Source organism: Novosphingobium sp. TH158 (genome assembly GCF_002855555.1).
Lineage (GTDB): Bacteria > Pseudomonadota > Alphaproteobacteria > Sphingomonadales > Sphingomonadaceae > Novosphingobium.
This window is the reverse complement of sequence record NZ_PKRT01000001.1, coordinates 2,466,827-2,491,001: the sequence shown is the minus strand read 5'-3', so window position 1 is coordinate 2,491,001 and position 24,175 is coordinate 2,466,827. Positions and strand designations below refer to the sequence as shown.

Below are 24,175 nucleotides of genomic sequence, written 5' to 3'. Positions count from 1 at the left end.
TCAGTCGTGCTCCCGCCCGCCGGCGCCGATGTAAAGCTCGCGGCCCGTCTCGTCGTAGACCTTGCTCATCTCGGCCATGCCCTTTTCGGCTTCGTCTGCGGCGACGAAGCTGTCGGAGGGCTGGTTCTGGAGTTTCGCGAAGTCGCGGACTTCCTGGCTGATCTTCATCGAGCAGAACTTCGGCCCGCACATCGAGCAGAAGTGTGCAGACTTGGCGCCTTCGGCCGGAAGCGTCTGGTCGTGGTACTGCTCGGCAGTATCCGGATCGAGGCTGAGGTTGAACTGGTCGCGCCAGCGGAATTCGAAGCGGGCCTTGCTCAGCGCATCGTCGCGGACCTGCGCGGCGGGGTGGCCCTTGGCAAGGTCAGCGGCGTGGGCGGCGAGCTTGTAGGTGACGACGCCGACCTTCACGTCATCGCGGTCAGGCAGGCCGAGGTGCTCCTTGGGCGTGACGTAGCAGAGCATCGCCGTGCCGTACCAGCCGATCTGGGCGGCGCCGATGCCGCTGGTGATGTGATCGTAGCCCGGCGCGATATCGGTGACGAGCGGCCCAAGCGTGTAGAACGGCGCCTCGCCGCAGGCTTCGAGCTGCTTGTCCATGTTCTCCTTGATCTTGTGCATCGGCACGTGGCCGGGGCCTTCGATCATCACCTGCACGTCTTCGGCCCAGGCGCGCTTGGTCAGCTCGCCAAGGGTATAAAGCTCGGCGAACTGGGCCTCGTCGTTCGCGTCGTAGATCGAGCCGGGGCGCAGGCCGTCACCCAGCGAATAGGCGACGTCATAGGCCTTCATGATCTCGGTGATCTCGTCGAAGCGCTCGTAGAGGAAGCTCTCCTTGTGATGCGCGAGGCACCACTTGGCCATGATCGAGCCGCCGCGCGAAACGATGCCGGTCATGCGCTTGGCCGCCAGCGGGATGTAGGGCAGGCGCACGCCGGCGTGGATGGTGAAATAGTCGACGCCCTGTTCGGCCTGTTCGATCAGCGTGTCGCGGAAGATTTCCCAGGTGAGGTCTTCGGCAATGCCGCCGACCTTTTCCAGCGCCTGGTAGATCGGCACGGTGCCGATGGGCACAGGGCTGTTGCGCAGGATCCATTCGCGGGTGTCGTGAATGTTGCGGCCCGTCGAGAGGTCCATCACGGTGTCCGCGCCCCAGCGGATCGACCAGACCATCTTATCGACCTCGCTCGCCACGTCCGAGGCGACGGCAGAGTTGCCGATATTGGCGTTGATCTTGACGAGGAAGTTGCGGCCGATCGCCATCGGCTCGGATTCAGGGTGGTTGATGTTGCTGGGAATGATCGCCCGGCCGCGTGCCACTTCGTCACGGACGAATTCGGGCGTGACGAAGTCCGGGATCGAGGCGCCGAAGTCCTGCCCGTCGCGCTTGTATTCGCGCAGCATCTCGCGCCCCAGGTTCTCGCGGGTGGCGACGTATTCCATCTCCGGCGTGATGATGCCCTTGCGGGCATAATGCATCTGGCTGACGTTGCTGCCAGCCTTGGCGCGCAGAACCTTGCGGCGCACGTTGGGGAACGGGGGCACGCCGCCCGAGCGGTCCGGGCCGAGCTGGCCGTTGTCCTCGGGCTTCACTTCGCGCTGGCTGACTTCCTCGACATCGCCGCGCGCACGGATCCAGTCGCGGCGCAGTTCGGGCAGGCCGGCGGCGATATCGATCACCGCATTGGTATCGGTATAGGGACCGGAGGTGTCATAGACGCGCACCGGCGGCTCGCCCGAGCTGGGCTCGAGGTGGATTTCGCGCATGGCGACATTGAGCGGCCCGACGTGGATCTTGCGCGAGCCACGGATGGGCCCGGTGGTCACACCGATTTCGAGCTTGCTGTTGATGTCGGCCATGTGCGCTTCCTTCTCTGGACGGAGAAAAAGGGGAAGCGCAGGCGCGGCAACCCTTCCCTCCGCCCGTGCTAACGGGTTCAGGTTCGACGGGTCGGGCGACGCTACGCGCCCCTCTCAGCCGCATGGCTCCCCGGGGATGACGCTCTTTTAAGCGAGGTGGCGGCGCTAGTCCAGCGCCTCAGAAGGTATATCCCAGCCCGCCGATCAGCCGGAACTGGTTGGGGTCACCCGCAACCGATACGATGGGCGAGCGGGCGAACCTGCCGGTGACGCGCGACCAGCCGCCAAGTGCGAAGACGCTCCACCCCCGGCGCGGATCGCGACCCAGCGCATGGGTGGCCAGCGCGGTGAGGCCGACGCTCTCCAGCCCGCCGCCATTGGTCGAATAGGCCGGCAGCAGGCTGCCGGCGGGCACATCGTAATAGGTGCGGGCAAAGCCCTTGCCGACGAAGTCCGCCGAAGCGCGAAGCTGGGTGAAGGTGCGCTTGCCGATCAGCGTCTGGTATCCCAGCGAGGGGCGGATGACGTAGCTTTTGTGCACGCTGCCCACGTCGTGGACCAGCGTGACATCCATCGAAACCTCGTCAAAGCGCGAAAGCACGCCGCGCTTGCCGATGCCGAAATAGCCGCCAGCCTCGAAAGCGGCGCTGCGCTTGCCAAGGGCAGCGACGCGCGGGTCCTCGATCGAGCCATTGCGCTCAAGGCGCACCTGCAACACCGGGCCGGCAATCACGTCGATCCCCGAACCGCGCTGCTCGCGCGCAAGGTCGACGTACAGGTTCGTGCCGCGCATGGCGAAGTTGAAGCCGGAAACTGTGCCCTGGACAATGCCGCCGGGCTGGAACTCGTAATCGTCCGAGCCCGAATAGTCGGGCGCAATGCCGCCGCCCAGCCCCACGGTCACGCGGTCAGGCCCCCATTTGCCGCCGCCCTGCGCGACGCCCGGAGGCGGCCCCTGTTCCTGCGCGAGCGCCGGGGCGGCAGCGAGCAGCGATGCGGTGATTGCGGGGATGATGGCACGTCGCATGGCAGGAATGTCCGTTGTCGCCCAGGCGGGCCTTTGATCGGGAGATAGGGTGCCGCGTCCGCTCTGCAACGTGCACTTTCGGGCAGAGTGTTTGGTGGCCTTCGTTCAGCCTCTGCTCATGTCAACGACGCAGCTTGCCCGACAAGGCCGGAACCGGCATCATAAGTGTAAACCACTTGGGGGAAAGACATGCGCGGCAGTTTTCGGAAGAGCATTGCGGGACTGCTGGCAGCGGCGGCGCTCTTCGCGCTTCCGGCCAGCGCCACCGCGCAGGAACGCGAACCCACCCCATCGGAAAAGGCCGCTCTGGAGCGGGCGGGGGATGCCCAGAAGCGCAAGGATTTCGTTGCCGTGCGGGCCATCCTCGCCGAACCGGCGCTCGCCCAGTTCGCCCGCGCCCACTTCGTGCTCGGGCAATTGCACGAACAGGGCATGGGCGGAGCCAAGGACCCGGCGGCGGCGCGCGCGTCTTTCCGCCGTGCTGCGGAACTGGGCGACATCCAGGCCATGCTGAAGATTGGCGAGGAGCTGGAACGCGAAAATGCCCCTGCGCTCAAGGCGGAGGCGAAGAGCTGGTTCACAGCCGCCGCCAACCGGAACTATCCCTTCTATTCCGGGCACGCACGCGCGCACCTTGGCCGCATGCTGTGGCAGGAAGGCGATGCTGCGGGGGCGGTGACCCAGTGGTCGCGAACCGATGACCCCTTTGCCCGGGCCTGCCTCGGCATGGCCTACCAGACCGGCAAGGGCACGGGGACAGACCTGCTGCGCGCCGACTATGCCTTTTACAAGATGGGCGGCCAGCGGCTGGGCGAAGGCGGGCCTTGCGTCGAGCTCGCAGCCAATGCTGGCAACCTGCGGGCGCAGTACCTTGTCGGGCTGGCCTACGACGACAAGCAGTCCAAGGCGTTCAACCCGGCAGAGGCGGTGAAATGGTATCGCAAGGCTGCCGACGGCGGGCTGACCATTGCCGCGCAGCGGCTGGCGGATAAGCTGGACGACGGCGAGGGCGTGCCGCGCGATGCCGCCACGGCCTATCGCTATTACGCCAAAGTCGCGCAGGCTACGGACATCGGCAAGTATGATCGCGAGGAAGCCTGGGTCCGCATGGGCGAAATGGCGCTCGCCGGCGATGGCGTGCCGAAGAACGTGGCCGATGCCGTGCGATTCCTCAGCCAGGCCGAATATGGCGATCACAATTACCAGCTCGGCCTGCTCTATGCCGGGGCCGAGGGCTTTCCGCGCGACATGACCAAGGCGGTGCAGGCCATGAGCCGGGTCTCAGACGAAAAGGAAGCCCAGGCCAAGGCATGGCTGAAGCAGCAGGCCGATGCCGGCAATGCCCTGGCGCAATACACCTATGCCTCGGAAACCCAGTATGACCGCGCCCCCACGAAGGATGCGAAGGGCAAGGAGCTCACTTCGGACCAGCAGGATGCGATCGAGCGCAGGTACAGCCAGCAGGCCCGCGATTTCTACCGCAAGGCCGCGCGGCAGAGCCTGCTCCAGGCGATGTACAAGGTTGCCGACAGCGATAGCGAAATCTCCGATGCAGAGCGCCTGCGCCTGATGCGCAGTGCCGCAGAGCGCGGATACCCGTCCGCCATGGTCGAACTGGCGCGCTGGCATTTCCTTGGCTGGCACGGGCTGGCCAAGGACGAGGGCATGGAACGATCCTGGCTTGACCGGGCAGCGGCCACCCGCGACCCCTGGGCCACCGGAGCAGCAGCCGAAGTCTATCACCTGCGCGGGGCGCTGGGCACCAATTACATGGGCAGCAACCCCACCAAGATTGCCGAAGTGCTGGGGCACTATCGGCTGGCGGCGCGTTACTACGAAATGGCTCACGCCGCTGGCAGCGAGAGTGCGGCAGGCCAGCTGGCGAGCATCTATTCCAGAACCAGCCCGCCCGGCCTTGGCAATCCGCAGCTAGCTTTCAAATGGCGCAAGATCGCTGTCGAGAAACAGCCGGACCAGAAGAGCATGGTGGAGCTGTCGCAGCTTTACGAAACCGGCAAGGGAACCCCGGTTGACCTGATGCGCGCCTGGTTCTGGGCCAAATCGGCGATGCGCTATGGAACGTCCAAGGACGGGGCGCGGGTCGATGCACTGTGGAAACGGCTGACTCCCGCCCAGCAGGCCACCGGCGAACGCGCGATCATGACTTGCGAGCTTACCGACTACCAGACCTGCCGGCTCTGACCGGCAGGCCGGCCTGCGCCTTCATCAGCGCAGCAGGATGAACAGCGCCACGCCGATCACCATCAGGGCAAAGACCGTGCGGGCCAGCACCACCCGGCTTTCCAGCCGCCGGGCAACCGGCAGGGCGGCAAGCGTGCCCATGGCCCCGCCCAGCACCAGCGCGCCGAACAGCGGCCAGTCGATCTGGCCCGACAGCGCGTAGCTGGCGCTTGTCGCCGTGCCGAACAGGGTGACCGAGACGAGCGAGCTTGCCCCGGCATTGGCCAGGGTCATGCCGGTGGAAGCCATCAGCCCCGGCGCGATGAGGAAGCCGCCGCCGATGCCGAAGAACCCTGCGGCAAGCCCGGTCAGCAGGCCGACGGGGGCTAGCTTGAGTACCATCGGCGGGGTCAGGTGGACGCCCGGATCGCCGGCATTCTTTTTCGGCAGCAGCATCGAGACGGCAATCGCGATCATGGCGAAGGCGAACCACATCAGCAGCGCCTGCCCGTCCACCTGCTTGGCAAGGTGCGCGCCGGCCAGCGCGCCGGCCAGCCCGGATAGGGCGAAAACCGTGGCACAGGGCCACTTGACCCGCCCGGCGCGCGCCTGGGCGGCAAGGCCGGTGGCGGCATTCACCGCCACGGCCGCTGCCGAGGTGCCGATGGCCGCGTGAACATCGGCCACGCCCACGACGTAGACCAGCCAGGGCGTTGCCAGCACCGATCCGCCGCCGCCGAACAGGGTCAGCAGCAGGCCGATCAGCGCGCCGCCGGCCAAGGCGAGCAGCAGCGGTTCCCACCCGGTCATGGCGTCAGGCTGCCCGCGGCCTGTTCCACGGCATGGCCATCAGCAGCCGTGCCATGGCGCAGGTGCCGGTGAGCCCGGCAAAGGTCAGGCCCGCACCGACGAAGGCGGACAAGCCGAACCAGCCGGGCGCGACGGTGAAGCCGAGCACCACGCCGGCAAGGATCATCAGGCCTGCGGTGATCTGCACCTGCCGGTTGATCTCCATCGGCGCCTTGCGGTCTTCGGCCACCGGCAGGCCGGCCTTCGACCAGGCATCAAGTCCGCCATCGAGCACGAAGGCATCGCCCGAGACGCGGGCCGCCAGCCGGTCGCAGGCACCGGCCGTGCGCATGCCGGTGCGGCAGGTGAAGACCACATCGGCATCGGGATCGATCGTCAGGTGCGCCTGTTCCCATGCCGAAAGCGGCTGCGATCGGGCACCGGGAATGTGCGCGCGGGCGAATTCGTCGGCCTCGCGGATATCGACCAGCACGGCCTTGCCAGAGGCAAGACGGGCCTGGACTTCCTTGGGGGAGAGCTTGTGGAGCGTGGCAGTCATGGTTTTCAGTTCCTCAGTTCGGCGGGGCAGAACAGCTCCGCCAGGGTCTCGATCACCCGCATCACGGCCGGGTCGGCGATCCGGTAATGGATCGTCTGCGCCTCGCGCCGGGTTGCCACCGCGCCTTGTTCGCGCAGCAGGGCAAGGTGCTGCGACAGCGCGGACTGCGAAAGCCCGACGCGCATCTGCAACTCGCCGACGGAGAGTTCCCCCTCGGACAGCTGGCACAGGACCATCAGGCGCTTTTCATTGCCCAGCAGCCGCAGCAGGGCGGCGGCGCGGCCGGCGCTTTCCTCGAACATGGCAAGGTTGAAACGGGCGAGATCGAACATGGCATCATTATATGCATTGATTCTAAATTAGCAAGCCCTAATATAGGCGCAAAGGAGACGATTCATGTCCAATGCCCCTACCGTCAAAGCCTTCTTCGATCCGGCCACCTTCACCGCCACGTTCGTGGTCCACGACCCCGCAACTTTGCGCGCGGCGATCATCGACCCGGTGCTGGACTACAATCCGCGCAACGCCCGCACGTCGACCGCATCGGCCGATGCCGTGCTGGGCTATGTGGCGGCGCAGGGGCTGAAGCTGGACTGGATCCTGGAAACCCACGCCCATGCCGATCACCTTTCCGCCGCCCATTACCTGCGCGAAAAGACCGGCGCGCCGATCGTTATCGGGCGGCACATCACCCAGGTGCAGAAGGTGTTTGCCCCGCTGTTTGCCGCCACCGACGTTGCCCCCGATGGCAGCCAGTTCGACCGGCTCGTGGAGGAAGGCGAGGAGCTGCCGCTGGGCGAGCTGTCGATCCGCGTGCTGCACACGCCGGGCCACACCCCGGCCTGCGTCAGCTATGTGATCGGCGATGCCGTCTTCGTGGGCGATACGCTGTTCATGCCGGACTATGGCACGGCCCGCAGCGATTTTCCCGGCGGCAGCGCAGCGGCGCTCTATGCCTCGATCCGCAAGATCCTGGCCCTTCCGCCAGAAACGCGGATGTTCGTCGGCCACGATTACCTGCCCGAGGGCCGCAAGGACTATCGCTGGGAAACCACTGTCGGCGAACAGCGCGCCGCCAATGTCCATATCCGTGACGGCGTGACCGAGGCAGACTTCGTATCACTGCGCGAGGCGCGCAATGCCCAGCTTGAAGCGCCGGTGCTGATCCTGCCTTCGCTGCAGGTGAACATCCGCGCCGGTGCCCTGCCCCCGGCAGAGGCGAACGGCAAGGTCTACCTCAAGCTGCCGGTGAACGCGCTGTAGCGGCGTGTCAGGTGCGGGCCGCCTCGCCGGTCCGCACCCGGCGCAGCAGGGGGGCCGCCGCCTCGATGAACGGCTGGACCAGCGCGCCGTGGACCGAATGCGGATCGACCGGATAGGGGCCTGCGCCGAAGGTCAGCTTCTGGCGCCGCGCTTCGGGCACGACGAGCGTGCCGGCCAGCCAGTCGAACAGGGCAAGGTTGCTGCCGAAGTTGCAGTCGTAATGCGCCGGATTGTCGGAATGGTGCAGCTGGTGGTGCGCCGGGCTCATGATGATCCGCCCCCACTTGCCCGTTACCGGCAGCCAGATGTGGCTGTGCTGCAAGTGGGTGAACAGGTAGAGCGCAACGATGATCACCGCGTTGGTGCCGGCCAGCTCCAGCGGCTGCGCGCCCGGCAGGGCATAGGCCAGAATGCCGAGCATGGTGCCGGTGAACACCGAGACGATATTGAAGAACACCACCGAATCGACCGGATGGACCCGGCTGTTCGTCAGCGGGCTCAGCGTCTCGGCCAGGTGATGCACGCGGTGGAAGTGCCACAGCAGCGGCACGCGGTGCGCCAGGTAGTGATCGGTGAAATAGGCCGCCTCATGCGCCAGGAACAGCGCCACCGTGGCCAGGACAATTGCCACCCAGCCGTGCGGCGCGGCGGGTGCAGTGGCAGGGCCGAACAGGCTGGCCAGCCAGTGTTCAACCCCCTGCCCGATCAGCGTGCCCGAGACGATTGCCCAGCCGACCAGCGCCCCGGCAACGAATTTGTTGAGCAGCATGAAGCCCCAGTCCGCCCGGGCCGAGGGGCCGAAAAGCCAGCGGCGCGGAAACAGCGCGCGGACCAGCACTTTCACAGGCCGCCGCCGCCCGCGCGACACCCACAGCGCCGCGACCAGCAGCGCCGAGCCGAGCGTGAACAGCGAAAGATCGGCCCAGGGAGAGACGAATTGACCGGCCAGCCGCTCCCACACGAGGGCAAGGAAATGCTGCCCGCGTTCGGCAATCGCCTGAAGGATCGCTGCGCCGTCATTCATCGCGGCCGGGGTTACGCGATCATGCCTAACAATGTGCTAACCCGGCTGGACAGCGCGCCGTGCCGCGCGCCATGGCAGGCAGCGTGCTGACCCTTTACCGCCTCGATGCCCCCGCCGCTGCCATTGCCGCCCGGTTCGGCGCCCATGCCGGGGCCGATCCCTGGGCCGGCGGCACCATCGCGCCGGGCCGTTTTGCCCCGGTCATCACCTCGGGCCGTGAGGAAGTGGCCGGGCCCAGGCCTGCGGGCGATCCGCCGCGCCGCCTGATCCCGCGCCTGTGGGGCGTGCCGCCCCCGCCTTCTGCCGGCGATCCGTCGCGGCTGGTGCTCACCGTGCGCAACCCGGATTCGCCTTTCTGGATCGGCAACCTCAGGAACAGCGAGTTCCGCTGCCTCGTTCCGGCCAGCGCCTTCATGGCCTGGGGCCGGATCGCCCCTGCAAGCGGCAAGCGCCGCCAGCACTGGCTGGCCTGCGCCGACCAGCCGCTGTTCGCCATGGCCGGGGTGTGGAAGGACAGCGAGATTTCCTCGCTCGCGCTACTGACGGTTGAGGCCAATGCCCTGCTGCGCGATGCCGGGCACGATCGCATGCCGGCAATCCTGCCTGCCGACCCGCGCGCCTGGACCACCTGGCTGCGCAGCGAATGGAAAGGGGCCGAAGCGCTGCTCCAGCCCTATCCCTCGGGAATGATGCGCGAGACCTAGTTGAAGCGCATGGCACCGGCGATGTTCAGCGCCAGGCCGAACAGCACGGTCGTCATCGCCCAGCCGCGGTGCATGTGCGTCAGGCTGCGCAGCCAGAACTGGGTGTAGATATCGACGAAGCCGAGGATCGCCACGGCCTCGATCATCATCAGCCCGCCCAGCGCCTTCATCACGCAGGAAAGCACGTCGGCCGGGGCCCAGGGATTCGCCAGGTAGACCAGGGTGCCGATCAGCAGTTCCATCAGGCCGCAGAGGAACTGCAGCGTGGGCGAACGCTCGATCTCTTCAAGCATGGTGCGCCAGATGCCCGGCTTCCTCAGCGCGCCGATGCCGGCAAACATTGCGGCCATGCCCAGGATCAGGCTGGACCAGGCAGGCGCGTCAAACGGTTGGGTCATGTGCCCTCTTATCCCTTTTTCCCAATGGCTCCCGCCCGGGAAGATGGCGACCTATTGCCCGCAAGTCCATAGACTTCCGCACGATTGCCGGGGGATTGCCCCTGTCCTGCGAAAGCCCCCCCCGCAAACGCGGATCCGCCGGCCCGGAGAACCCGCATTACCACCTAAGGCAATATACTTTAAGCTATTGTACTTATTCAATATTTTTCGCCAACCGGTTTGACAGTCCGCCGCCCGGTACCATAGATCGGGACCACTGCGCCGGACGGGGAATCCCGCGCAGTTCCAGCTCGCTCGCAGGCGGCAACAATGCCAAGGCGCTTGGCGATAACTCGACGGCTCTGGGCAACGGCGCGACCGCGACCGGCGCGCAGGCCTCGGCCCTCGGTGTTTCGGCTCGTGCTGCCGGTTCGGCGTCCACGGCCATCGGCTGGGATTCGCAGGCAGCCGGCGCCAACGGCATCGCCATCGGCACCAGCTCGCGGGCTGACTTTGCCAGCGCCATCGCCTTCGGCGGCGGTGCCCAGGCAAATGCGGCGGGCAACGTCGCCCTGGGCGGCGGTGCAATCGCCAGCGGTGCCAACAGCGTTGCCATCGGTGCGGGATCGGTCGCTTCGGCAGCCAACACCGTCTCGGTCGGCGCCGTCGGGGCAGAGCGCAAGATCGTCAACGTTGCTGCCGGCACGGTCAGCGCAAGCAGCACCGATGCCGTGAATGGCAGCCAGCTGCAGGCGGAGATCACCCGCGCCACGGCTGCGGAAGCTCTGCTGACCACCAATCTCAACAACGAGATTACCGCCCGCACCAACGCTGACGCCCTGCTGACGAACAATCTCAACACCGAGATTACCAACCGCACCAATGCCGATATCAACCTGCAGAACCAGATCAACGCGATGGGCACCAGCCTTTCGTCGCTGACCTCGCGGGTTGGCCGCCTCGAAAACTACGCAGCGGCTTCCACCGCCGTTGCCGTGGCCATGGGCGGCGCGACCTTCCTGCCCGACAAGAAGGTCTCGATGACGGCCAACGTCGCCACCTATGACGGCGCCTATGCCGGCTCGTTCCAGCTCAACGCGCTGGTCTCGCCGAACGTCGCCGTCAACGCCGGCGTCGCCACGGGCTTCAACAAGGGCGGCAAGACTGCCGGCCGCGTGGGCCTGACCTTCGGGTTCTAAGCCAGTCCCGGCTTCCACCGAGGGCGGGGGGCAGTTTCGGCTGCCTCCCGCCTTTGCTTTTGCCGGCGTGCTGGATTAGCGCAGGCGCCGATGGACCTGCCCGACCGCTTCCGCGATCCCGCCCTTGCCCGCCGCATCGCGCTGATCGCGCAGAGCCACGCACGGCTGCTGGGCGCGCCGCTTGTCGCAGAGGGCGAAGACCTGGCCGAGGCCCTGTGGAACGCGCCGCAGGTGATCCTGGCCCACGGGACCGAGGCCGATCCGCTGTTCTATTTCGCCAACCGGGCGGCACTTGCGCGCTTCGATGCAAGGCTGGACCAGATCATCGGCATGCCATCGCGCCTGTCCGCCGAAGCGCCCAACCGCGCCGAGCGGCAGGCGCTGCTCGACCGGGTCAGCCGCGACGGCTTCATCGCCGATTATTCCGGCGTGCGGATATCGCTGACGGGCCAGCGCTTCCGCATCGAACAGGCCACGGTGTGGAACCTGATCGGGGCGGACGGCGGCGTCTGCGGACAGGCGGCCAGCTTCCGTTGCTGGACTGAGCTTTGAAGAGTTCTCGCAGAGGCGCAGAGGAAGAAGAGAGGCGCGAAGATGTTCCGCTTGCGGCGAACCCGCTCTCGAATCGCCTGCATGGGCTCGATCGGAAGTGTCCGTTGAAGATTGAGCCTTCGGCTCGGCGCAGTTCTCTGCGCCTCTGCGAGAACAATTCCGACCTTTCCGCAGACGCAAAAGGGGCGAGTGGAATTCCACCCGCCCCTTTCAGCACTTTTGTCCGGGTGGCCGATCAGCCCAGCAGCACTTCCGCGATCTGCACCGCGTTGAGCGCTGCGCCCTTGCGCAGGTTGTCGTTGGCAAGGAACAGCGCCAGGCCGTGTTCGACGGTGGGATCGCGGCGCACGCGGCCGACGAAGACCGGGTCCTTGCCGGTTGCTTCCAGCGGGTTCGGCACTTCGCTCACCACCACGCCGGGGGCGGTGGAGAGCAGTTCCAGCGCGCGCTCGGGGCTGATTTCGCGATCGAACTCGGCATTGATCGACAGCGAGTGGCCGGTGAACACCGGCACGCGCACGCAGGTGCCCGAAACCGGCAGGCCCGGCAGGTTCAGGATCTTGCGGCTTTCATCGCGCAGCTTGATCTCTTCCTCGGTATAGCCGTCCTCGGCATAGACGTAGTTCAGCGGCACGACATTGTGCGCCATCGGCACGGCCCACTTTTCCGCCTGCGGAAGCAGCCCTTCATGGCCGCCCTGCGCCAGTTCGCGCGCCTTGTCGCCAACATGGGCGATCTGGCGGGCGAGCACGTCGATCCCTTCAAGCCCGCCGCCCGAAACGGCCTGGTAGGTCGAACAGATCAGGCGCTTCAGCCCGGCTTCGTCATGCAGCACCTTCAGCACCGGCATGGCCGCCATGGTGGTGCAGTTGGGGTTGGCGACGATGCCCTTGGGAATGTTCGCCAGCGCATCGGGGTTCACTTCGGCAACCACCAGCGGCACGTCCGGGTCGGAACGCCAGGCCGAGCTGTTGTCGATCACGATGGCGCCAGCCGCCGCTGCCTTGGGCGCCAGTTCCTTGGACGTAGACCCGCCGGCCGAGAACAGCACCACATCAAGGCCCGAGAAATCGGCGGTGGCGGCATCCTCGATGGTCACGCCATCGACCACCTTGCCCGCCGAACGGGCCGAGGCGAACAGGCGCAGCGAGGCGATCGGGAAATTCCGTTCCGCCAGGATTTCGCGGATCATCGAACCGACAAGGCCGGTCGCGCCGACAATGCCGACATTGAGCTTCTGGCCGGGGGCAAACTTGGCAACCATCATGACGTCTCCAAAAACTGAGGAGCAGCGCGAGGGTTGGTTTATCCTGATGGAAAGCCCCGCCTGCTCATGCGGGGCGGGTTGTCCGGGTGCCTACTTGCCACGCACCAGGGCAACCGATCCCGCGACGGCGGTCGGTTTGCTGGTAATGGTAATGATCGGCTTGACGAACATGAGCGCGCCCCTAGCCGCGCGGTCGCGCAATGTAAATGCCCTTTGTTGCGGTGCAGCGGAAATATTGTTTCAGCGGAAACCTTTCATTCTTGTCGTCGCTTCCGGTGGGTGCGGTGGCAGGCTCGGCGGGGATGGTTCACGCAGAGGCGCGGAGAAGAAGTGGAGGCGCAGAGGGGCCGCGCCGAGCCGAAGGCTCCCTCTATCCCGCCGCGCTGCCCGCAATGCAGCAGTGGATTGGCAAAGCGGCTTCGCCGCAGAAGCAACATCTCTGCGCCTCTTCTTCTTCCTCTGCGCCCTCTGCGAGAACCCCTCGACGGTTCCGGAACGCAAAACGCGGCAGGATAAATCAGCCCATCGCCCCCAGCCGAGCCAAAGCCTCATCGCGCCCGATCAGCGGCAGCAGGGCCGCCATGTCCGGCCCATGCTCGCGTCCGGTGAGGGCAAGGCGGAGCGGGAGGAACAGGGCCTTGCCCTTGCGCCCGGTGCTTTCCTTGAGCGCGCCGGTGAGCGCCGGCCACGGATTTTCGCCCCATTCGATGCCGCCCAGCGCGTCGGCGGCGGCAGCAAGATAGCTGCGGTCTTCGGCTGCGAAATCCGGTGCGGAGATCGGCCCCTTGACCACCGCCCACCAGTCCGCCGCCTCGGCGACGGTGTTGAGATTCGGCCGCACGGCCTGCCACGCCGCCCCGTCCATGCCTTCTGGCAGACGTTCGCGCACCGCCGCGAAGGACAACTGGTGCACGACCTGCGCGTTGAGCCGCGCCAGTTCCGCCTCGTCGAAGCGGGCCGGGGCGCGGCCGAAGGTATCGAGACGGAAACCTGCTGCCAGTTGCTCGCGGTCGATCACCGCTTCGACCGGCTGCGAGGTGCCCAGCCGTGCCAGCAGCGAAAGCACGGCCTCGGGCTCGATCCCGGCTTCACGCAGTTCTTCCATGCCGAGCGAGCCGAGCCGCTTGGACAGCTTGCCCTCGCTGCCCACCAGCAGCGCCTCATGCGCGAAGGCCGGGGGATCGACACCGAAGGCGCCGAACATCTGCACCTGCGCGGCGGTGTTGGAAACGTGGTCTTCGCCGCGCAGCACGTCGGTAACGCCCATGGCGATATCGTCGATCACGCTGGGCAGCATATAGAGCCACGACCCGTCCGCCCGGCGCACGACCGGATCGGACATTTGCGCGGGATCGAAGTGCTGGCGGCCGCGGATGCCGTCGACCCATTCGATCGGCCGGTCATGATCGAGCCGGAAGCGCCAGTGCGGCCGTTCCCCGGCAGCTGCCTTCGCCTCGTGGTCCGCTTCGCTCAGCGACAGGGCGGCGCGGTCGTAGATTGGCGGCAGGCCCCGCCCCAGCAGCACCTTGCGCTTGAGATCCAGTTCCTGCGCGGTTTCATAGCAGCGATAGACGCGGCCGGCGGCGACCAGCCTGGCGAATTCGCGCTCGTAAAGGTCGAAGCGGGCGGACTGCCGCTCTTCCCCGTCCGGCACCAGGCCCAGCCAGGCAAGGTCGGCACGGATCGCCTCGACGTGTTCCTCGCGGCTGCGCTCGGCATCGGTATCGTCGATCCGCAGCAGGAACCGCCCGCCCGCCTGCCGCGCCAGAAGCCAGTTATGCAGCGCCGTGCGGACATTGCCGACATGCAGGCGGCCGGTGGGGCTGGGGGCGAAGCGGGTGGTGATCATGCATGGGCATATAGCCGACCCCGGCGGCAGGCCAAGCGCGAAGGTGTTGCGCCGAATTTACCCGTTTTTTACCGTAAGTTGACCTTTACGCCCTAGCCTGGAGCGCATGACACTGGCGCAAGCACTGAAGGACTGGCTGTGGCCGCGCGTTCCCGCGCAGGTTGCCGAAGCCTATGTCCTTGCCCAGTACGAGCGCCTGCGCGGCATGGCGCCGATGCTTTATATCGCCATCGTGCTGATCATCGCCGGGGCCATTGCCGGCAGCCCGCAGGGGCCAGTGTGGATTCGCCTTGGCGTGCCGGCGCTGGTCGTCACCATCTGCGTCACCCGCATGATCGTCTGGCTGCGTCGTCCGCCGGGGCTGCCCACGGTGGACAAGGCCCGCTCCATGGTGCTGCGCGGGCAAGTGATTTCCGCGCTTACCGCGATCCCGTGCAGCCTGTGGTGCCTGAACAGCTGGGCGCTGGCCGATCCGGACCGGGCGATCTATTTCCCGCTCTACATGGCCATGGGCACGCTTTCGACCGCCTATTGCCTGTCGATGCTGCGCGGTGCCGCAACCTTCCATCTTGCCGTGGGCCTTGGCCCGATCGCCATGGCCATGCTGCTTTCAGGCGATCGCATGGCGATTTCCGCCGCAGCCTCGATCATCGTCACGTCCGGCTTCCTGTTCGCGCTGCTCCGCTTCCAGCATGACCGCTTTGTCGAGCTGCTGGTGCTGCAACAGCGCATGGTTGCCCTGTCGCAGACCGATCCGCTGACCGGGCTTGCCAATCGTCGCGCCTTGCAGGACCGGCTGGAGAAGTCGGTCGGCCATGCCCGGGGCGGGCACGGCCCCTCGGTGCTGCTGCTCGACCTTGACGGGTTCAAGCCGGTGAACGACCGGCACGGCCATGCCGCGGGTGACGAAGTGCTGCGCCAGGTCGCCCAGCGCCTTTCCGATGTGACCGGAACGGACGGCATTGCCAGCCGCATCGGCGGCGATGAATTCGCCGTGCTGGTGCTGCCCGGTTCGCAGCGTTCGCCCGAGGCCATCGGCACCGGACTGCTTGCCGCGCTTGCCCTCCCCTTCGAGTTCGAAGGGCACCGGCTGCATGTCGGCGCCAGCCTCGGCATTGCCGTCTGGCCGGACGACGGCACCACGCTCGACCAGTTGCTGCGCGTGGCCGATCGCGCGCTGTACCGCGCCAAGGGCGCAAGCGGCGATGAAGCGGCGCCCTATGGGGTCCACGCCCTGCGCCGCGCAGAGGCAAGCTGAGCGCGCGGCAAGCGCCGCAACGACACCACCACCAAGAAGCTGGAAATTCACGGGTCGCGCCTCGGCCCGTCGCAGAGGCATGGCAACTCGTGCCAGTTTGGCGGCAGTTCCGCAGGCAGGGAGGTTGCCGCTCAAGGCAAGAAAGGTTAACGGGCGGGAGAGCCAAGTGATTGATATTATTTAGGTATTTTCCCCTATATCATGGCACTCCCGCTTCGCAAACCGTGGCTAGGCCCCCTTGGCGTGTTCCGGCTGGCTGCAGCCGTCGCCCTCGTCATCTGCGCATTCACCGCCGGATCGTTCCTTGCCCCGCCCGCGAAGCAGCCGCCCTGGGTGACGCCCAAGGAACGCTACGATCCGACGTACGGTGACCTTAAAAGTGTCGAGGACATTGTCGCGCTGACCCGCTCCCGTACGACGGGCGCGCCGCTGGTCGACCAGGTGCATGAACTGGAAGAGATCGTCCGGAACCGGTTCTACCATGGCTACACCCGCTATGGCCTGCGTGAAAACTGGCTGGCCTGGCTGTCTGCCCGGATCGTCAATCCCGATTACGATGCCCTGGTCGAGCCGAGCGAGATCCTGCAATACGATGCCGCCGCCTGCAGCCAGCAGGCACTGGTGGTGCAGGCCGCGCTGAAGCAGATGGGCGTTACCTATGCGACCGTGGGCGTGCCGCGGCATTTCTTCACGGCGGCCTGGATTGATAACCGCTGGTACATCGTCGACCCCTGGGGCCCGGTTGACCGCGATCGCACCCGGTTGCACCCGCTCGACGAAATGCGGACAGAGGCCGGGCGCAAGCGGCTCTACATCACCCAGGCCGAACGCCAGAAGTGGGAAATCCTGCGTTACAACGCCCCCCACGTGACCATGGTCAACCAGTTCCCCGCGCCGGAGGCCCGGCTGTTCCACAAGATGACCGGCTTTGCCAGCAACTGGCTGTGGCTGGCATCGGTGTTGCTCGTCCTGGCGCTGCGACCGGCCGCGATCCGCCAGCAGCGCAAGGCCGCGTCCGAGGCGCCCTCAGGCGCTGCGGAAGCTGTGGGTAATGGGGTAGCGCCGGTCGCGCCCGAAGTTGCGTGATCCAAGCTTGACGCCCGGAGGGGCCTGTCGGCGCTTGTATTCGGCCAGGTGTAGCAGGCGCTCGATACGCACCACGACATCGCGATCGAACCCTTCGGCGACGAGCTGGTTGACGCTCTTTTCGTGCTCCACCAGCCCCAGCAGGATGCCATCGAGCACGGGATAGGCGGGCAGCGAATCCTCGTCCTTCTGGTCAGGACGCAGCTCGGCCGAAGGCGGGCGGGTAATGATGCCCTCGGGCATCACCGGGCCGTCCGGACCAAGGCCGATCTTCGGCTTGTGGCTGTTGCGCCACTTGCTGATGGCAAAGACGGTCATCTTGTAGGCGTCCTTCAGCGGGTTGTAGCCGCCCGCCATGTCGCCATAGATCGTCGCATAGCCGACGCTCATCTCGCTCTTGTTGCCGGTGGTCAGCAGCATCGGGCCGAACTTGTTGGACAGCGCCATCAGGCTCACCCCGCGGATGCGCGACTGGACGTTCTCCTCGGTGATGTCGACCGCCCGGTCGGCAAAGCTCCCGGCCAGCATGGTATCGAAGGCATCGACCGCCGGTGCAATCGGGATCGTGTCGTAACGGCAGCCGATCATCCGCGCACATTCGGTGGCAAGGTCAAGGCTGAGCTGGCTGGTGAAGCGGCTGGGCAGCATCACGCACCACACCCGGTCGGGGCCCAGCGCATCGGCAGCGATGGCGGCGCAGATCGCGCTGTCGATCCCGCCTGACAAGCCGAGCACCACGCCGGGGAAGCGGTTGCGATCGACATAGTCGCGCAGCGCCAGCACCATGGCGCAGTAGATGTCTTCCGGGTGATCGGCCAGCGGGGCGATCTCGCCCTTCTCGCAGGCCCACCCGCCCGCGCCGCGCCGCCAGGTGGTGGTGACTTCCTGTTCCTCCCAGTCGGTCATCTGCACGGCCAGGCTGCCATCGCCGTTGATCACGAAACTGGCGCCATCGAACACCAGCTCGTCCTGCCCGCCGACTCGGTTGAGGTAGGCGAGCGGCAGCCCGGTATCGACCGCGCGCCGCTTGGCCACGCCATCGATGCGCAGCGTGTCCTTGTCGATCTCGTAGGGGCTGCCATTGGGGCAGAGCAGCAGTTCGGCCCCGAAATCGGCAAGGTGCTGGCAGACGTCAGGATGCCAGATGTCCTCGCAGATCGGCACGCCGATCATCACCCCGCGAAACAGGATCGGCTCGGGAAGGGGGCCGGGCTGGAACAGGCGGATTTCATCGAAGGTGCCGTAATTGGGCAGCTCGTGCTTCAGCCGGATCGCCGCCACCTTGCCACCTTCAAGCAGGGCGACGCCGTTATGCAGCGCGCCATCGACGACGAAGACCGATCCCACCAGCATGGCCGGGCCACCATCGGCGGTGACCTTGGCCAGCTTCTGCAATTCGGCCGCGGCGCGCTCGATCAGGGCGGGCTTCAGCACGAGGTCTTCGGGCGGGTAGCCGATCAGCTGCAGTTCGGGATAGACCACGAGGTCCGACCCCGCCATCCGCGCCCGCTCGCGCACTTCGAGCATCCGGGCGGCGTTGCCGGCAAGATCGCCGACGGACTGGTTAAGCTGGGCGAGGGTGATCCTGAGCATATCGGTCATGGCAAGACCCTAGAGCCGGGCCGGCGACGGGGCAATCTCTGCCGTGCGGGACATTCGTTTGCCAAAGACGCAGTTTTCGTGCATAGGCAAGTGGCTCTCGTCGCCTGCGACGGAACTTTCTGCCCCTTGCGGCTCCTCGTTCCCTTTCTCGCCACCTTTGCTGCTCGCGGCGCTTTGCCGCGGGTAAACCTGTTCGCGAAAGGAACATCCCATGCCTATCGGCACCGTAAAATTCTTCAATACCGACAAGGGTTACGGCTTCATCGCTCCCGATGGCGGCGCTCCGGACAACTTCGTCCACATCAGTGCCGTCGAACGTTCGGGCATGGCCACGCTCGAGAAGGACCAGCGCGTCAAGTACGAGATGGAAACCGACCGGCGCGGCAAGAGCTCGGCCGTGAACCTCGAAGCGGCCTGAGGCCGTGGCCAAGGAGGAGTTGCTGACCCTCGAAGGCCAGATCGACGAAATCTACCCCGATGGTCGCTTCGGCGTCATGCTCGAAAACGACCATCGGATCATCGCCTATACCGCAGGCAAGATGCGCAAGTTCCGCATCCGCTCTGTCGTGGGTGACCGGGTTCGCGTCGAGATGACTCCCTATGACCTGCAGAAGGGCCGCATCGTCTTTCGGGACAAGGGGCCCGGATCGGGCGGTGGCGGCCCGGTGCGCAAGCGCCGATAGGAATCGCCATGCATCCGAACGTCAGCTTCTTCCTCGAACAGGCTGCCATGTGCGGCAGGCAGGCCAGCGAGGCCAGCCTGCCGCATCAGCGCGAACGCTTTCTGCGATCGCAGGCTGCCTGGCAGAAACTGGCGGACCAGCGGGGGGCAACCCTCGCTGAACGCCAGCGGATCGATAACGAACGGACCATGCGGGTCTGAACCAGCAAAGGATTGCCACCATGCGCAAGGAAACCTCGCATCCGTTCCTCATCGCCAAGGATGCCCAGGGCGATTACCGCCTGACTGTGCGCGAAACGCGCTACAACTCGCAGGGCTACCCGCTCATCTCGGCCAACTTGCAGGACGAACGGTTCCGCACGGCCAATGATGCCCGCGCCTTTGCCCGCGCCAATTTCCGCGCTCAGGCGGGGCAGTTCACCACGAAATAGGCCCGCCTCACCCGTTCAGGGCGGGCGCGGTCCTGGCGTTCGACAACGAAAAACCCCGCCGGCGCGAACCGGCGGGGTTTTTGTTTTGCGTCACCCGGAAGGTGCGGGCGAGGAGCTTATTCCTCGCCGGCTTCGGGGTTCAGGTATTCGCCGGCATCGGCGTCGGTGCCGTGGGTTTCACCCTCGACTGCCGCCAGCGGATCGTCGCCGATCGCCGCTTCCGGGCCCTGCGCCAGTTCGGCTGCGTGCTCTTCGGCCGCGGTGTGCGGCGCGATGAGTGCTTCCTGCAGCTTGCGGTACTGCGCACGCAGCGCGGCATCGCGGCTGGAGGCGGCAACGCGCAGGCGGTTCATGCCCGCACCGGTACCGGCGGGGATGAGACGGCCGACGATCACGTTTTCCTTCAGGCCGATCAGCGAGTCCTTCTTTCCTTCGACCGCCGCCTGCGTCAGCACGCGGGTGGTTTCCTGGAAGGACGCTGCCGAGATGAACGAGCGCGTCTGCAGCGAAGCCTTGGTGATGCCGAGCAGGATGGGCTTGCCCTCTGCCGGCTTCAGGCCCGGAGCCAGCTTGGCGTTGACCGCGTTCATTTCCTCGGCGTCAAGCTGTTCGCCCGCCAGCAGGGTGGTGTCGCCACCGTCGGTGATCTCGACCTTCTGCAGCATCTGGCGAACGATCACCTCGATGTGCTTGTCGTTGATCTTCACGCCCTGCAAGCGATAGACTTCCTGGATTTCCGCAACGAGGTATTCGGCCAGCGCTTCCACGCCGAGCACTTCCAGGATGTCATGCGGGTTGGGCGAGCCCGAGATCAGGTTGTCGCCCTTCTTGACCCAGTCGCCTTCCTGGACGTCGATCACCTTCGACTTGGGGATCAGGTATTCCACCGGATCGCCCTCTTCCGGGATGATCGCGATCTTGCGCTTCGCCTTGTAGTCGCGAACGAATTCGATGCGGCCCGAGATCTTCGCGATGATCGCGTTGTCCTTGGGCATGCGGGCTTCGAAAAGTTCGGCAACACGCGGCAGACCACCGGTGATGTCGCGGGTCTTGGCGGCTTCGCGGCTGGCACGGGCCACCACGTCACCGGCATCGACCGTCTGGCCATCATCGACCGAAAGCGTCGTGCCCGGCGCCAGCATGTAGCGTGCAGCCTCGCCCGAGCTCTCGTCGAGAAGGGTGATGCGCGGACGCAGGTCTTCCTTCTTCGAACGGCTGGTCGTGCGGTTCTCGGTAACGACGCGGCTGGTCATGCCGGTCGCTTCGTCGGCGCGCTCTTCCATGGTGCGGCCTTCGACGAGGTCCTGGTACTTCACCACGCCCGAGGTTTCGGTGATGATCGGCAGGGTGAACGGGTCCCACTCGGCCAGGCGATCGCCTTCGTTGATGATCGCGCCGTTCTCGTGCAGCAGGTGCGTACCGTAGGGCACCTTGTGGATCGCCCGTTCGCGCCCGTCGGTGTCAACCACCACGATCTCGCCGTTGCGGGCAAGGCTGAGGCGGCGGCCACGCTTGTCGGTGATCGTCGGGATATCGCGATACTGCACGGTACCGTCGCAGATCGCCTCGAGGTGCGACTGCTCGTTCACCTGCGCAGCGCCACCGATGTGGAAGGTACGCATGGTGAGCTGAGTGCCGGGTTCACCGATCGACTGGGCGGCGATGACGCCGACCGCTTCACCGATGTTGACCGGCGTACCGCGAGCCAGGTCGCGGCCATAGCAGGTGCCGCAGACGCCCTGTTCGGCCTCGCAGATCAGCGGCGAGCGGATCTTCACCGCCTGCACGCCGGTGCCTTCGACAAGGGCCGTGGCCGCTTCGTCGAGCAGCGTGCCCTTGGCGACCACCAGGTTGCCGTCCTTGTCGGCGATGTCCTCGGCCAGGGTACGGCCCAGGATACGCTCGCCCAGCGAGGCGATGACCGAACCACCCTGCACGATCGCGCGCATTTCCAGCGCCCGTTCGGTGCCGCAATCGTCGACCACGACGACGCAGTCCTGCGACACGTCGACGAGACGGCGGGTGAGGTAACCCGAGTTCGCGGTCTTCAACGCGGTATCGGCCAGACCCTTGCGGGCGCCGTGAGTCGAGTTGAAGTATTCAAGGACGGTCAGGCCTTCCTTGAAGTTCGAGATGATCGGCGTCTCGATGATTTCGCCCGACGGCTTGGCCATGAGGCCGCGCATGCCTGCGAGCTGCTTCATCTGCGTCGGAGAACCACGAGCACCCGAGTGCGACATCATGTAGATCGAGTTGACCGGCTTCTGGCGGCCGTTCTCGTCCTTCGGCGTCGCGCGGATTTCGTCCATCATGGCGTTCGCCACCTGGTCGCCGCAACGGCTCCAGGCGTCGATCACCTTGTTGTACTTTTCCTGCTGGGTGATCAGGCCGTCCTGGTACTGCTGTTCATAGTCAGCCACCAGTTCCTTGGTCTTCTCGACCAGTTCCACCTTGCTGTCGGGGATGATCATGTCATCCTTGCCGAAGCTGATGCCGGCCTTGAACGCGTGGCGGAAGCCCAGCGCCATGATGGCGTCGGCGAACAGCACGGTGTCCTTCTGGCCGGTGTGGCGATAGACTTGGTCGATGACGTCGCCGATTTCCTTCTTGGTCAGCAGCTTGTTGACCACGTCGAAGGGCACGGTGTGCGACTTGGGCAGGCATTCGCCGATCAGCATGCGGCCCGGGGTGGTTTCATAGCGCACCATGCGCTCCACGCCGTCTTCGCCGGTCTGCGGCACGCGGGCAACGATCTTGGTGTGGAGCGTCACCGCACCCACTTCCAGCGCCTGGTGCACTTCGGCCATGTCGGCCAGCAGCATGCCCTCGCCCGGCTCGCCTTCGCGGTCCATCGAGAGGTAGTAGAGACCGAGAACCATGTCCTGCGAAGGCACGATGATCGGCTTGCCGTTGGCGGGCGACAGGATGTTGTTGGTCGACATCATCAGCACGCGCGCTTCAAGCTGGGCTTCCAGCGAAAGCGGCACGTGGACGGCCATCTGGTCACCGTCGAAGTCGGCGTTGAAGGCCGAGCAGACGAGCGGGTGCAGCTGGATCGCCTTGCCTTCGATCAGCACGGGTTCGAAGGCCTGGATGCCAAGGCGGTGCAGCGTCGGCGCGCGGTTCAGCAGAACCGGATGCTCGCGGATCACCTCGTCGAGGATGTCCCAGACTTCCTTGCGTTCCTTTTCGACCCACTTCTTCGCCTGCTTCAGGGTCATCGACAGACCCTTGGCATCGAGGCGGGCGTAGATGAACGGCTTGAACAGTTCGAGCGCCATCTTCTTGGGCAGGCCGCACTGGTGCAGCTTGAGTTCCGGACCCGTCACGATGACCGAACGGCCCGAATAGTCGACGCGCTTGCCGAGCAGGTTCTGGCGGAAGCGGCCCTGCTTGCCCTTGAGCATGTCGGACAGCGACTTCAGCGGGCGCTTGTTGGCACCGGTGATCACGCGGCCGCGGCGGCCGTTGTCGAACAGCGCGTCAACCGCTTCCTGCAGCATGCGCTTTTCGTTGCGGACGATGATGTCCGGCGCGCGCAGCTCGATCAGGCGCTTGAGGCGGTTGTTGCGGTTGATGACGCGGCGGTAGAGGTCGTTGAGGTCCGAGGTCGCGAAACGGCCACCGTCCAGCGGCACCAGCGGGCGCAGTTCGGGCGGAATGACCGGCACGACATCGAGGATCATCCATTCGGGGCGGTTGCCCGAATCGATGAAGCTTTCGACGACCTTGAGGCGCTTGATGATCTTCTTGGGCTTGAGTTCGCTCTTGGTCGTGGCGAGCTCTTCCAGAAGGTCGGTGCGTTCCTGCTCGAGATCGAGATCCATGAGCATCATCTTCACCGCTTCGGCGCCGATGCCGGCCGAGAAGGCGTCTTCGCCGTACTCGTCCTGGTATTCGTACAGCTCGTCTTCGGTGATCAGCTGGTACTTCTCGAGCGGCGTCAGGCCGGGTTCGGTGACGATGTAGCTTTCGAAGTAGAGCACGCGCTCAAGCTGCTTGAGCTGCATGTCGAGCAGCAGGCCGATGCGCGAAGGCAGCGACTTGAGGAACCAGATGTGCGCGACCGGTGCGGCCAGTTCGATATGGCCCATGCGCTCGCGGCGCACCTTGGTGACAGTGACTTCGACGCCGCACTTTTCGCAGACGACGCCCTTGTACTTCATGCGCTTGTACTTGCCGCACAGGCACTCGTAGTCCTTCACCGGGCCGAAGATGCGGGCGCAGAACAGGCCGTCACGCTCGGGCTTGAAGGTGCGGTAGTTGATCGTTTCCGGCTTCTTGATTTCGCCGAAGGACCACGAGCGGATGCGTTCCGGGCTCGCGATGCCGATCTGGATCTGGTCGAAGGTTTCGGGCTTCGCCATCTGGTTGGTGAACTTGGTCAGGTCGTTCATGGTTCTTTTCCCTTACGGGTGAAATTCTGTGGGCGGAGTGGCTGGAAGGGGCGGCGCCGGCCGCCCCG

The 24,175-nt window shown here is 65.8% G+C and carries 22 protein-coding genes and 1 riboswitch; of the genes, 11 read left to right on the top strand and 11 right to left on the bottom strand.

The features are described 5' to 3' along the window. Window positions 1-1,860 carry a phosphomethylpyrimidine synthase ThiC gene (gene thiC / locus C0V78_RS12260; RefSeq protein WP_101797972.1) on the bottom strand — a complete coding sequence of 620 codons (1,860 nt, stop codon included), beginning with the start codon at window positions 1,858-1,860 and terminating at the stop codon, window positions 1-3. Window positions 1,861-1,897: 37 nt separating this feature from the next. Next, window positions 1,898-2,003: riboswitch (TPP riboswitch) on the bottom strand. Window positions 2,004-2,038: 35 nt separating this feature from the next. After that, window positions 2,039-2,887, bottom strand: coding sequence for a MipA/OmpV family protein (locus C0V78_RS12255; protein ID WP_101797971.1), 849 nt, complete (start codon window positions 2,885-2,887; stop codon window positions 2,039-2,041). A 189-nt stretch (window positions 2,888-3,076) separates the two neighbouring features. Between C0V78_RS12255 and C0V78_RS12250 the strand changes: the two genes are divergently transcribed. After that, on the top strand, window positions 3,077-5,089 hold the full coding sequence (locus tag C0V78_RS12250; RefSeq protein WP_101797970.1) for an SEL1-like repeat protein: 2,013 nt from the start codon (window positions 3,077-3,079) through the stop codon (window positions 5,087-5,089). A gap of 24 nt (window positions 5,090-5,113) precedes the next feature. Here the strand turns inward: C0V78_RS12250 and C0V78_RS12245 are convergent, their stop codons facing one another. Genes C0V78_RS12245 through C0V78_RS12235 form a run of 3 tightly spaced genes read right to left on the bottom strand, consistent with a single transcriptional unit; the run spans window position 5,114 to window position 6,748 of the window. Then, entirely contained in the window at window positions 5,114-5,878 is a 765-nt protein-coding gene (locus tag C0V78_RS12245; protein WP_101797969.1) for a sulfite exporter TauE/SafE family protein, read from the bottom strand. A gap of 4 nt (window positions 5,879-5,882) precedes the next feature. Beyond that, complete coding sequence (locus C0V78_RS12240; protein ID WP_101797968.1) at window positions 5,883-6,416, bottom strand: rhodanese family protein; 534 nt, start codon at window positions 6,414-6,416, stop codon at window positions 5,883-5,885. Window positions 6,417-6,421: 5 nt separating this feature from the next. Further along, complete coding sequence (locus C0V78_RS12235; protein WP_101797967.1) at window positions 6,422-6,748, bottom strand: helix-turn-helix transcriptional regulator; 327 nt, start codon at window positions 6,746-6,748, stop codon at window positions 6,422-6,424. A gap of 64 nt (window positions 6,749-6,812) precedes the next feature. Between C0V78_RS12235 and C0V78_RS12230 the strand changes: the two genes are divergently transcribed. Further along, window positions 6,813-7,679 carry an MBL fold metallo-hydrolase gene (locus tag C0V78_RS12230; RefSeq protein WP_101797966.1) on the top strand — a complete coding sequence of 289 codons (867 nt, stop codon included), beginning with the start codon at window positions 6,813-6,815 and terminating at the stop codon, window positions 7,677-7,679. Between the two features lie 7 nt (window positions 7,680-7,686). On the opposite strand, the gene C0V78_RS12225 is transcribed toward C0V78_RS12230, so the two are convergent. Then, the gene (locus tag C0V78_RS12225; protein WP_101797965.1) at window positions 7,687-8,703 is read right to left on the bottom strand and encodes a sterol desaturase family protein; all 1,017 of its coding nucleotides are present in this window, start codon (window positions 8,701-8,703) and stop codon (window positions 7,687-7,689) included. A gap of 71 nt (window positions 8,704-8,774) precedes the next feature. Between C0V78_RS12225 and C0V78_RS12220 the strand changes: the two genes are divergently transcribed. Further along, complete coding sequence (locus C0V78_RS12220) at window positions 8,775-9,407, top strand: SOS response-associated peptidase family protein (protein WP_254049909.1); 633 nt, start codon at window positions 8,775-8,777, stop codon at window positions 9,405-9,407. On the opposite strand, the gene C0V78_RS12215 is transcribed toward C0V78_RS12220, so the two are convergent. Beyond that, on the bottom strand, window positions 9,404-9,805 hold the full coding sequence (locus C0V78_RS12215; protein WP_101798354.1) for a hypothetical protein: 402 nt from the start codon (window positions 9,803-9,805) through the stop codon (window positions 9,404-9,406). The two genes, C0V78_RS12220 and C0V78_RS12215, sit on opposite strands and share 4 nt — an antisense overlap. Window positions 9,806-9,900: 95 nt before the next feature. On the opposite strand from C0V78_RS12215, the gene C0V78_RS12210 reads away from it, so the two are divergent. Next, window positions 9,901-10,983: a YadA-like family protein gene (locus C0V78_RS12210; RefSeq protein WP_158241550.1), complete on the top strand. Its 1,083-nt coding sequence runs from the start codon at window positions 9,901-9,903 to the stop codon at window positions 10,981-10,983. A 90-nt stretch (window positions 10,984-11,073) separates the two neighbouring features. Beyond that, window positions 11,074-11,535, top strand: coding sequence for an MEKHLA domain-containing protein (locus C0V78_RS12205; protein WP_101797963.1), 462 nt, complete (start codon window positions 11,074-11,076; stop codon window positions 11,533-11,535). Between the two features lie 235 nt (window positions 11,536-11,770). Here the strand turns inward: C0V78_RS12205 and C0V78_RS12200 are convergent, their stop codons facing one another. Next, window positions 11,771-12,799 (bottom strand): aspartate-semialdehyde dehydrogenase, encoded by a 1,029-nt coding sequence (locus C0V78_RS12200; protein ID WP_101798353.1) that lies wholly within the window; start codon window positions 12,797-12,799, stop codon window positions 11,771-11,773. 520 nt (window positions 12,800-13,319) lie between these two features. Further along, a complete protein-coding gene (gene gltX / locus C0V78_RS12195; RefSeq protein ID WP_101797962.1) occupies window positions 13,320-14,651 on the bottom strand; it encodes a glutamate--tRNA ligase in 1,332 nt (443 codons plus the stop codon). A gap of 106 nt (window positions 14,652-14,757) precedes the next feature. Between gltX and C0V78_RS12190 the strand changes: the two genes are divergently transcribed. Both C0V78_RS12190 and C0V78_RS12185 read left to right on the top strand, forming a co-directional pair. After that, a complete protein-coding gene (locus C0V78_RS12190) occupies window positions 14,758-15,909 on the top strand; it encodes a diguanylate cyclase (RefSeq protein ID WP_101797961.1) in 1,152 nt (383 codons plus the stop codon). Between the two features lie 201 nt (window positions 15,910-16,110). Next, the gene (locus C0V78_RS12185; protein WP_144039891.1) at window positions 16,111-16,995 is read left to right on the top strand and encodes a hypothetical protein; all 885 of its coding nucleotides are present in this window, start codon (window positions 16,111-16,113) and stop codon (window positions 16,993-16,995) included. On the opposite strand, the gene C0V78_RS12180 is transcribed toward C0V78_RS12185, so the two are convergent. Then, window positions 16,936-18,597, bottom strand: a complete 1,662-nt coding sequence (locus tag C0V78_RS12180) for an NAD+ synthase (protein ID WP_101797959.1) — start codon at window positions 18,595-18,597, stop codon at window positions 16,936-16,938. The two genes, C0V78_RS12185 and C0V78_RS12180, sit on opposite strands and share 60 nt — an antisense overlap. A 211-nt stretch (window positions 18,598-18,808) precedes the next feature. On the opposite strand from C0V78_RS12180, the gene C0V78_RS12175 reads away from it, so the two are divergent. From C0V78_RS12175 to C0V78_RS12160, 4 genes are read left to right on the top strand one after another with little or no spacing between them, the layout of a single operon-like run. Continuing rightward, on the top strand, window positions 18,809-19,015 hold the full coding sequence (locus C0V78_RS12175; RefSeq protein WP_101797958.1) for a cold-shock protein: 207 nt from the start codon (window positions 18,809-18,811) through the stop codon (window positions 19,013-19,015). Between the two features lie 4 nt (window positions 19,016-19,019). Beyond that, on the top strand, window positions 19,020-19,280 hold the full coding sequence (infA, locus tag C0V78_RS12170) for a translation initiation factor IF-1 (RefSeq protein ID WP_101797957.1): 261 nt from the start codon (window positions 19,020-19,022) through the stop codon (window positions 19,278-19,280). Window positions 19,281-19,288: 8 nt separating this feature from the next. Next, window positions 19,289-19,480 (top strand): hypothetical protein, encoded by a 192-nt coding sequence (locus tag C0V78_RS12165; RefSeq protein ID WP_101797956.1) that lies wholly within the window; start codon window positions 19,289-19,291, stop codon window positions 19,478-19,480. A 20-nt stretch (window positions 19,481-19,500) separates the two neighbouring features. Then, window positions 19,501-19,710 carry a hypothetical protein gene (locus C0V78_RS12160; protein ID WP_101797955.1) on the top strand — a complete coding sequence of 70 codons (210 nt, stop codon included), beginning with the start codon at window positions 19,501-19,503 and terminating at the stop codon, window positions 19,708-19,710. Window positions 19,711-19,826: 116 nt separating this feature from the next. Here C0V78_RS12160 and rpoC read toward each other — a convergent pair whose 3' ends face one another. Further along, window positions 19,827-24,107: a DNA-directed RNA polymerase subunit beta' gene (gene rpoC / locus C0V78_RS12155; protein ID WP_101797954.1), complete on the bottom strand. Its 4,281-nt coding sequence runs from the start codon at window positions 24,105-24,107 to the stop codon at window positions 19,827-19,829. Between the last annotated feature and the right edge of the window lie 68 nt (window positions 24,108-24,175).